Origin of the sequence: Anabaena sp. UHCC 0253, assembly GCF_009712085.1 — a bacterium.
GTDB lineage: Bacteria > Cyanobacteriota > Cyanobacteriia > Cyanobacteriales > Nostocaceae > Dolichospermum.
This window is the reverse complement of record NZ_VILD01000001.1, coordinates 285,130-294,210: the sequence shown is the minus strand read 5'-3', so window position 1 is coordinate 294,210 and position 9,081 is coordinate 285,130. Positions and strand designations below refer to the sequence as shown.

The 9,081-nt window shown below is 37.0% G+C and carries 8 protein-coding genes; 6 read left to right on the top strand and 2 right to left on the bottom strand.

Features of this window, described 5'->3' with window-relative positions:
- Window positions 1-417: 417 nt before the first annotated feature.
- From FJR38_RS01295 to FJR38_RS01285, 3 genes are all read left to right on the top strand, one after another.
- Window positions 418-822, top strand: coding sequence for a hypothetical protein (locus FJR38_RS01295; protein WP_168493359.1), 405 nt, complete (start codon window positions 418-420; stop codon window positions 820-822).
- Window positions 809-1,141: a hypothetical protein gene (locus tag FJR38_RS01290; protein WP_168493360.1), complete on the top strand. Its 333-nt coding sequence runs from the start codon at window positions 809-811 to the stop codon at window positions 1,139-1,141. Before FJR38_RS01295 ends, FJR38_RS01290 begins: the two co-directional genes overlap by 14 nt.
- A 612-nt stretch (window positions 1,142-1,753) precedes the next feature.
- The gene (locus FJR38_RS01285; RefSeq protein WP_168493361.1) at window positions 1,754-2,143 is read left to right on the top strand and encodes a DUF1815 family protein; all 390 of its coding nucleotides are present in this window, start codon (window positions 1,754-1,756) and stop codon (window positions 2,141-2,143) included.
- Window positions 2,144-2,220: 77 nt separating this feature from the next.
- On the opposite strand, the gene FJR38_RS01280 is transcribed toward FJR38_RS01285, so the two are convergent.
- Window positions 2,221-3,129 carry an alpha/beta fold hydrolase gene (locus FJR38_RS01280; RefSeq protein WP_168534962.1) on the bottom strand — a complete coding sequence of 303 codons (909 nt, stop codon included), beginning with the start codon at window positions 3,127-3,129 and terminating at the stop codon, window positions 2,221-2,223.
- Window positions 3,130-3,967: 838 nt separating this feature from the next.
- On the opposite strand from FJR38_RS01280, the gene metG reads away from it, so the two are divergent.
- From metG to lptC, 3 genes are all read left to right on the top strand, one after another.
- Window positions 3,968-5,566, top strand: coding sequence for a methionine--tRNA ligase (gene metG / locus FJR38_RS01275; RefSeq protein ID WP_168493363.1), 1,599 nt, complete (start codon window positions 3,968-3,970; stop codon window positions 5,564-5,566).
- A 217-nt stretch (window positions 5,567-5,783) separates the two neighbouring features.
- Window positions 5,784-6,413 (top strand): NYN domain-containing protein, encoded by a 630-nt coding sequence (locus FJR38_RS01270; RefSeq protein ID WP_168493364.1) that lies wholly within the window; start codon window positions 5,784-5,786, stop codon window positions 6,411-6,413.
- Entirely contained in the window at window positions 6,413-7,657 is a 1,245-nt protein-coding gene (lptC, locus tag FJR38_RS01265) for an LPS export ABC transporter periplasmic protein LptC (protein ID WP_168493365.1), read from the top strand. The genes FJR38_RS01270 and lptC overlap by 1 nt, the downstream gene beginning before the upstream one ends.
- Window positions 7,658-7,771: 114 nt before the next feature.
- Here the strand turns inward: lptC and FJR38_RS01260 are convergent.
- Window positions 7,772-9,081, bottom strand: a 1,310-nt coding sequence (locus FJR38_RS01260) for a D-alanyl-D-alanine carboxypeptidase (RefSeq protein ID WP_168534960.1), incomplete at its 5' end; no start/stop codon positions are given.

Genomic DNA, 9,081 nt, shown 5'->3' with positions numbered 1-9,081 from the left:
AGGGGACTAGCTACGCATCCACAGGGTGTCGTGACTCAAATAACGGCTACCGTGAGAGTAAACTCAGGGTGGTCTGGTCAGCACGGCTTACTTGATTACTCTTGCAAGCCCAGTCCCTTTAGGGCTGGGTTACTGACAGATTAAATAATTATTTTTAATTCAACACAGAAATTGTCTCACAAATGCCACTCATATATGCCTAAACTGGCAGTACGCCGGGAATTATTATTTCTTGTATACGAATAAACTAATCTGTGTCAGATGTAAACATACAATAGTTGTTGATCTTGTCAAAAAAGTTAACTAACAATATAATCGAATTATTCTATTATATCAGAATTCTCATATTGCCTGTATATCTAAAGTTAAATTTACAGTAATACACAACCGCATAATTTCGACTCAGGAGTTCAAACTGTGGATATACTCATTGATTCGACAAAAGACTTTGAAAAAGATTTAGAACAATTTAATGATACGGAAAAATTTAAAGTTATTAAAGAGATGAATCGGTATTTTGAAACATTATCATTGGATAAGATGTTATTTTATCAAAGTAGCGAACAACTCAGAAATATCAAACTCAATCACTCCTATGATTCAACTATATATGCCTTGAAAATCAATGATATTCAAAGAGTAATTTTAACTATTGACGATGATCCAATCTTTGATTGTACAGTGATTACTTTATTCAGATTAGTTAAATTAGAAGATGCTCAAAAAGCATATAACGCTGTAGCTGAGTTAATTTATCAAGATTTTACAGTAGAAGAAAATCAAGAATTAGAAGCTGTTATTCTTGCCAATGGCACAAATTAAACCGCTGTTAGATGAATATGGCGTTATTTATGAAGCAATGAAGGTTTTACCAACAGAGTTGAAAGTTCATTTTCTTCAAGCTTTGGCAGAATTAGAAGACAATGAATGTCACAGAACTAGAAATTTTCCTAAAACTAGATTGCATAAAGTCACAGGTATTAAACAAGCTATCTATCGGGCTGATATTGATAAAATATCTGGTTGGCGAATTCATTTACAGTATATTGAAGGCAAAATTCATTTAAAAGATATTATTGGTGGTCAAGATCATGATAATGTCATTGAAGTGATTAAATCTAAAAAAGATAGATATGATTAAATCCCCTCGCAACTGAGAATCAAAATATGCTACATTCTGCTATCAAATATCAGGCTAGTTTTCCATCTGACTCAGTGAATTCTGCTATATCAGGGAAGAAGATTTGATAATTTGTATGGATTTATGTATTTGAGCGAACATTTAATTAAGTATAATCAACACTTGTGTTAATCTCAGTCTATGTAATATGATTTGAGGTTTATTTGAAATGGAGAAAAATATAAGCAACGAAAATAGACGTTAGAGTTAATAAATCATCTCAAGTCGGCTGTACATCATCTGTGATGGTACAATATACAGCTTTAGCGAACTTGACTATCAGTGGATTTAAGTTAGGCTGAAAACGAAACGTCTTAATTTTATTAAGTACGATTTTGTATAGATAGCAGTGGCAAAAATGTAAATTTTAGTAACTCTGTCTACTCTAAGTGCTTGTAAAATTGCATGGTTTGATACCGCTTAAAAAATCGTTATCTACTAACCTGAACAAGGTCATTAACGAACTCACAAGCAAATAAAAATTGTGTTTTACATTATACAATACAAGTTTGTGAGAGAATCTAAAGAAAATATAAAATAAACTCAAATGACTGTGGTGTCTGGAGGACAAAAGTGTTTTTGAGATTGGCAAATGAACACAGACAATTCGTACAAGATTTGGTAATGAACCTACAAGCCTTGGCGATTGTACTAGAACGGCATGGTTATCTTGCTTCCTGCTATACTTGCGGCAATCAGATGAATAGCGCATCTTTTATGGTGAGTTTAGGAGACAATCATCTAATTCGCTTTCTGGTATCGGATTATGGAATTACGTGGACAGAAATGCGTGATGATCGGGAATTAATGAAATTAGAGGGTGCAGAAGCAATTAATCAGTTAGAAGAACTAGCTACTCTTGTCAAGCAGTCTATGCAAACTTCTAAAGATACTGAGTATTCATCTACAAAAGGTAAACGCGTTTTACAGAATCATCCAGGAAATCTGAAAGCCCATAGGTAACAACCTGAAACTATGACGGAACTTCAGATTGGTGTTTTTGATCTAAGAATGTTCAAAATTGTTGACATTTCTTATTATCATCCTCTAGGAACACCTTTGGTAAACATTCTGGAAACAGCGATACTATTCACTTCAGAGGCTGACAAATCAATTTGTTGGCCTTCTATAATTTTTGTAGCAAATTGGGAAGTTGTTGGTAGATTACACCCTAAAAAATCGTTCTCTTTCAGGATTTGATACAAGTTTACATCTGTCTCTAACAAACAAGCATGACCGCTATTTGGTAAGATAAACGTTTTCGTATTTGGTAGAATCTCCGCTAATCTGGCGATTTCACTAACAGAAGGTAATAAGCGATCGCTACCACTACCAATTAATAGAACCGGCTGTGTGAGGCTTTGTAATTGCTTTTTATCAATTTGGAAATCTCGTAATAATGATAACCGCCAGTTGATAGTTTCTGGTGGTATAGAACGCATTGTTGTGAGCAGGATCAGGCGATCGCTCTTAGAAATTCGTTCTAGTGATGCTAGGAATGGTAATAAACCTAATGCACCAACATTAAATAATAATGATGGGACAAAGTGAGTAACTTGAGATATCCAATTAAACCAAGGGTGATGCTGAAAAGCCGAAGCAGGATTAATGAGGATAATGCGTTTAAATAAATGCGGTGATTGGGTTGCTACTTTCATCGCTAAACAACCACCAAAAGATTCACCACATAGGTAGATTTGGCGTTGACAGCTTTGTTCCAATTCGGCATGAATCAAGTCTAAAACATTCTTGGCTAAAACATCCCAAGTAGCAAGATAGTCCTTAGGTATAGCCAAACAACGAATATCTAAATCCATTGCCAATTCAGGCATTTGAGATTGCAATAATTTACCAGTCCCATCCATTCCTGGTAAATATATAAATAAGGGAGAATCTGATTGTACAGGGTTTGGAATTAAAAAACAAGGCTTAGAGTCAACTACTGGCATTTTGCTTATTTTTATTGATCTATTCTATCTTTAACTTTACCGTTTCCGTTATCCAGATGGGAATTAGGGGATAATTTTGGACTTTTTCCTCTTTCCTAAAATCAACCTTTCCAGATAAAAAATAACCGACTCTGAAACCATGATTACAGAATTTATGGCGATTTGTATTCATCATATATAAGTATGTGAAAGCGTCAAATCCTCCTAGCTGGCAATAGTGTCACATTGGCATTGCAAATAATATAGCATTCCGCAACGATTTATGAACTTAAATTAAAGAGGATTGCCATATATAAAGCATTGATAAATTTCCCGTTCATACAGAACTTAATTCTAAATTCTTTCTTGATAAGTTCGGAAAATACTCAAGATTGAAACGAACACCATCCGGCTCGTTTAAGAATTGGTAATTATGAAGTCGGTTTGGGAAAAAGTTAAAGAGTAAAGGTTTATCCTCCTCTTTTTCCTTTCATCTTTCCCCCTTAACCGACAAGTATTGGGAACGAAAAGTCTTGTTAATTATGAATTGGAGAATTTTAGATGTTGAATCATATCCATATAAATAGGGATATTTATAGAGTTTGGGTTAGTGTATTCTCTGAGACTATCAATGAAAGAAACAGGTTTTACCATGATTATTAGCAACAAATTTCTCTGATTTGACAATAAATCAGGTGGATTTATAGAAGTCATCAAAAAAATCTTGCCTCTATAAATTTGTTACCATCAAGGTGTAATTTGAAAAAAACAGTAGCAATGTTATATAATTGCGTAGTTTTGTCTAGATAATCTAGATTATTAACAGAGAAAACTAATTAATAATTTGCTTTTATTGTCCATGAATCTAGTGAATAAAACAGAAAAGACTTTTGCACTGACGACACCATTATACTATGTCAATGATGTCCCCCATATTGGCAGTGCTTATACAACTATAGCGGCAGATGTAGTAGCTCGGTTCAAACGCTTACAGGGAGATCAAGTGCTACTAATTACAGGTACAGATGAACACGGTCAAAAAATCGAGCGTTCAGCAGCCAGTTTAGGTAAAGCACCACAAGATTTTTGTGATGGAATTGTCCCTAGTTTTATCCACTTGTGGGATGTACTAGATATTCAATACGATCGCTTTAGTCGGACTACTGCAACCCGTCACCAAGCGATCGTCAAAGAATTTTTTCAGCGCGTTTGGGAAACTGGTGACATCTACCAAGGACAACAACAGGGTTGGTACTGCGTTTCCTGTGAAGAATTTAAGGAAGAACGGGATTTACTCGCAGATAAACATTGTCCCATTCATACTACCAAACAAGTAGAGTGGCGAGATGAGCAGAACTATTTCTTCCGCTTATCTAAGTATCAAACCCAGCTAGAGGAATTTTACCAAACCCACCCAGATTTTATCCAACCGATTAGCCGCCGGAATGAAGTTTTCAATTTTGTTGCTCAAGGTTTACAGGATTTCTCAATTTCGCGGGTAAATCTGGATTGGGGTTTTCCCGTACCCGTTGATCCTAAACATACATTATATGTATGGTTTGATGCTTTGCTGGGTTATGTGACAGCACTGCTAGAACCAGATGTAGAACCAACTTTAGCCAATGCTTTACAGACATGGTGGCCGATTAACCTGCACTTGATTGGTAAAGATATTTTACGATTTCATGCGGTTTACTGGCCAGCAATGTTGATGTCAGCGGGTTTACCTTTACCAGACAGAGTATTTGGACATGGTTTTTTAACTAAAGACGGTCAAAAAATGGGGAAAACTTCAGGTAATACTCTAGATCCTATCGCTTTAGTGGAAAATTATGGTAGTGATGCCGTTCGTTATTACTTCCTTAAGGAAATCGAATTTGGCAAAGATGGCGATTTTAATGAAATTAGGTTCATTAATGTTTTGAATGCAGATTTAGCGAATGATTTAGGTAATTTGTTAAACCGCACTTTAAACATGGTGAAGAAATACTGCGCTAGTCAAGTACCGTCAATTACCCAGTCAGCTATTCCGGCTGAAAATCCTTTAAAGGTGATGGGGTTACAGTTGGGGGAAAAGGTGAAACAAGCATATACAGTATTAGCTTTCAATGAAGCCTGCCACTATGTTTTATCGCTGGTACAAGCTAGTAATAAATTTATTGATGATCAAGCTCCTTGGTCATTATATAAACAAGGAAAGCAGGAAGAAGTGGAAGAAGTGTTATATGCAGTTCTTGAATCCGTCAGATTAGCAGCTTATCTTCTATCACCTATTATTCCTAATATCAGCAGTGATATTTATCAGCAATTAGGCTGGGGAATAAACTTTAATGAACAAAAAGAAAGTGCAATTTCCGCACCTTTTTGTACTCATGCAACATGGGGGATATTATCCGATAAACAACAGTTGGGGACACCTAAACCGGTTTTCAAGCGGATAGAAATAACCCAATCATGATTAATTCTGGGAACTGCTAATTCCTGCAAGGAAAACGATTCGGGGCTTTATTTACGACTTATTGCCAGTAAAGGGAGTAGAAAAATCAATGCTGTTGGGCTGCTGATGTATAACTCAGGAGTCTATTAGCCCCGGAGACTTATCATAAGCAATTCTAACAAGTTTGTAGTTAGAGATTTCTATCATAACAGGGATAACAACACAAGGTATGACAACAATGTTGAATAATTTGGAAAACGACTCAATATTTACGCCAGAACAGGTTTTGGAAAATCGGGGTCGAGTGGCTATCTTTATTGATGGCTCAAACTTATTTTATGCGGCACTACAACTAGGAATCGAAATTGATTATACTAAGTTATTGTGCCGATTGACTGGAGGATCAAGACTATTACGATCTTTTTTCTACACAGGAGTAGATCGAACAAACGAGAAGCAACAGGGCTTTTTGTTATGGATGCGTCGGAATGGTTATCGAGTGATTGCTAAGGATTTGGTGCAACTACCAGATGGTTCTAAAAAAGCTAACTTAGATGTAGAAATCGCTGTTGATATGATGGCTTTAGTTGATTCCTATGATACCGCAGTTTTAGTCAGCGGTGATGGTGATTTAGCTTATGCGGTCAATTCTGTGAGCTATCGTGGTGTGAGAGTAGAAGTAGTAAGTTTACGTTCTATGACTAGTGATAGTTTAATTAACGTGAGCGATCGCTATATTGATTTAGAAGCTATTAAAGAGGATATCCAAAAAACTCCTCGTCAAAGTTATCCATATCGGCCATTTTCTAGTATGGGTTTTTTAGAAGATCCCAGAGATAGCAATAGACATCTAGAAATTCCTGAATAATGCAATATTCACAAGACAGGGAGAATGGAAGACAAAGTTCAAAATGTCAGAGGGGAAGTAAAAATTATTCTCCCTATTTCTATTCATCGTTACAGTTTAAATTACCAAAAAGTTGGGTTTACCTACCATTGATATTGTGCTTAAGTTTAAGTTTGTTCTCTTGCGGTAATCCATCCCCTACCGAATCAAAAACTGATGTTTCATCTCCAGAAGATGATGAAACTAAGTTAACTTTTTTTGGTGTGGCTTTAGAACAATTTGATGAAGTAGGTAGGCCAATTTGGAAAGTTAAAGCCAAACAAGCAAAATACACTACAGATAAACAAATAGGTGAAGCAGAAAGTCCTGAAGGAGAACTCTATCAAGATGGCAAGGTTGTTTACCAAATTAAAGCAGAAAAAGCTGACATTAGACAAGATGGTAAGCAACTGTTTCTTCAAGGTAAGATTATTGCTACTGATCCCAGTAATGGTATTGTCTTGAAGGGTAATGAGTTAGAATGGCGACCTCAAGAAGATTTATTGATTGTTCGCAATCAGTTAAATGGTAGCCACAAACAATTACAAGCAGTAGCCCAAGAAGCTAAGGTAAAAACTCGTGAACAAAGAGTAGAATTTTCAGGAGGAGTAGTAGCAAAATCCACAGAACCACAGTTGCAAATGCGGACTGAGCGTTTAATGTGGCAAATTAAAGAGGAGAAATTATTTAGCGATCGCCCGATTCAAATAGATAAATACGAAAATAATAAAATCACTGGACGCAGTAAAGGCAATGCCGCCGAAATTAACTTAAAAACTCAAATTGCAACTCTTCAACCACAGGCACAATTAGAGTTAATAGCTCAAAAAATGCAAATTACTAGTAACTCAATAACCTGGAATCTTAACAAAGAAATTATCACCACAAATTCTCCCATTCGTATATTTCAAAGTGCTGAAAATGTCACTGTTACTGCTAATCAAGGAAGGATGCAAATACCAACAAACACTGTATATCTAACTGGTAATGTTAATGCAATTGGGCAACGTCGTCAGTCTTTAAAATCAAATCAAATCACTTGGTATTTAGATAAAAAATTGTTAGAAGCTCAAGGAAATGTAGTCTATCGTCAAATTGAACCAAAATTAACTTTTAAAGGGGAAACAGCCGTTGGTAATTTAGAAACAGAAAATATAGTCGTTAAAGGTGGTAATTCTACTGGACGCAGAGTAGTAACGGAAATTATCCCCCAGGAAGGTAGATAAGAGGCAGGGGGCAGGGGAGCAGGGGAGCAGGGGAGCAGGGGAAATAATTCTTACCAATCACCAATCACCAATCACCAATGACTGGGCGCAGGCCCTGCGCCCCTACTTCTTACCTTAACTTTTATACAAAATCTTATTGCGATTACCTGTACCAAATTTTGGTGAGGAGTTATCTAAATGAGGTGTGAGGGTGGCAGGAATTTCCGTAGAAACTGCTAATTCTTTTTCTAAAAGTCGTAAAAGTTTATCTTGTTCAGCCCGGAAAGCCGAGATATTTCCGCCACGATTGATGATAGTAAACCAGACCAAACCGCGATCGCGTGTAGGTACAACTCCAGCCAAAGCACTTACATCACTGAGGGTCCCAGTTTTCATCACAGTTGCTTTTGGCATCTGTCGAGAATGTATTGTACCTCGGTGATCAAACCCAGATGTAGGAAAAAAATCAGCTAACGTCAACTCATAGGTATTTGCTTCTCGTTGCAATGCCATAAACATGGCGCTAACTGCTCTGGGAGAAATGCGGTTTTCCCTACCCAAACCAGAACCATTAATCAGGAGAATTTCTGACTTCGAGACTCTAGCTAGTTGAGCGGCTGTGCTACTAACTACATTTGCTCCTCCTACAGAATCAGCTAACATTTCCGCAATATCGTTATTGCTGAAAATATTCATTTCCTTAATCAGTTTTTGCACAGGTAAAGAAAGATGACGTACCAGTAAAGTTTTTCCTACTTGCGGTTGAGCTTCTACTTTAATATTACCAGCAATCTTCACCTGGGGTTTAGCCGTTCCCTTGGGCATAAGCGAGTATTGGAAAACCACAGAACGAGACCAAGTTTGATGATTTAGTGCTTGTTTAAATAATTGACCGGCAAGCAGGGGATGACGTTGGAAATTCATTGCAAAAGCCCCAGTAATCACCAAATTGCCCTTTACCTGTTTAATACCCATTTGATTGAGAGTATTTCCCAAGGCGATCGCCTCTTCCCACACAAACATCGGATCACCACTTCCCGTGATCACCAAATCACCCTGCACAACACCATTTACTAAAGGTCCTGTGCTACTAACTAAAGTCTCAAATTGGTGATTTGGACCCCAAGCTTTCAAAGCTACTAACGAAGTAGCAACCTTGGTTAAAGAAGCAGCCGGTAAAGGTATAGTACCTTGATGATTAGCTATCAGCATTGGACCAGACTGCAACCAAATACCTTGATGGGAAATCAGACTTTGGTCAATTAATTTTGATGTAATTAAACCTTTAAGATATTCTTGAACTGTTAGAGCGCCTGCTGGACTAGGATCAGGGACAAGAATCAAGCTGGTGCTACCTTCCCAAGCCAATACACCCAAGGCATCTAAAGGCCTGACCTGCACCCTAGCTATTTCCAGCCATAGAGACAAAAAACCTGATCCTAACA

Excerpts from the sequence above, each read along its gene's own strand:
- lptC (WP_168493365.1), top strand. The coding sequence starts at position 6,413 with ATGCAATATTCACAAGACAGGGAGAATGGAAGACAAAGTTCAAAATGT.
- metG (WP_168493363.1), top strand. The coding sequence starts at position 3,968 with ATGAATCTAGTGAATAAAACAGAAAAGACTTTTGCACTGACGACACCA.
- FJR38_RS01280 (WP_168534962.1), bottom strand. The coding sequence starts at position 3,129 with ATGCCAGTAGTTGACTCTAAGCCTTGTTTTTTAATTCCAAACCCTGTA.
- FJR38_RS01290 (WP_168493360.1), top strand. The coding sequence starts at position 809 with ATGGCACAAATTAAACCGCTGTTAGATGAATATGGCGTTATTTATGAA.
- FJR38_RS01270 (WP_168493364.1), top strand. The coding sequence starts at position 5,784 with ATGTTGAATAATTTGGAAAACGACTCAATATTTACGCCAGAACAGGTT.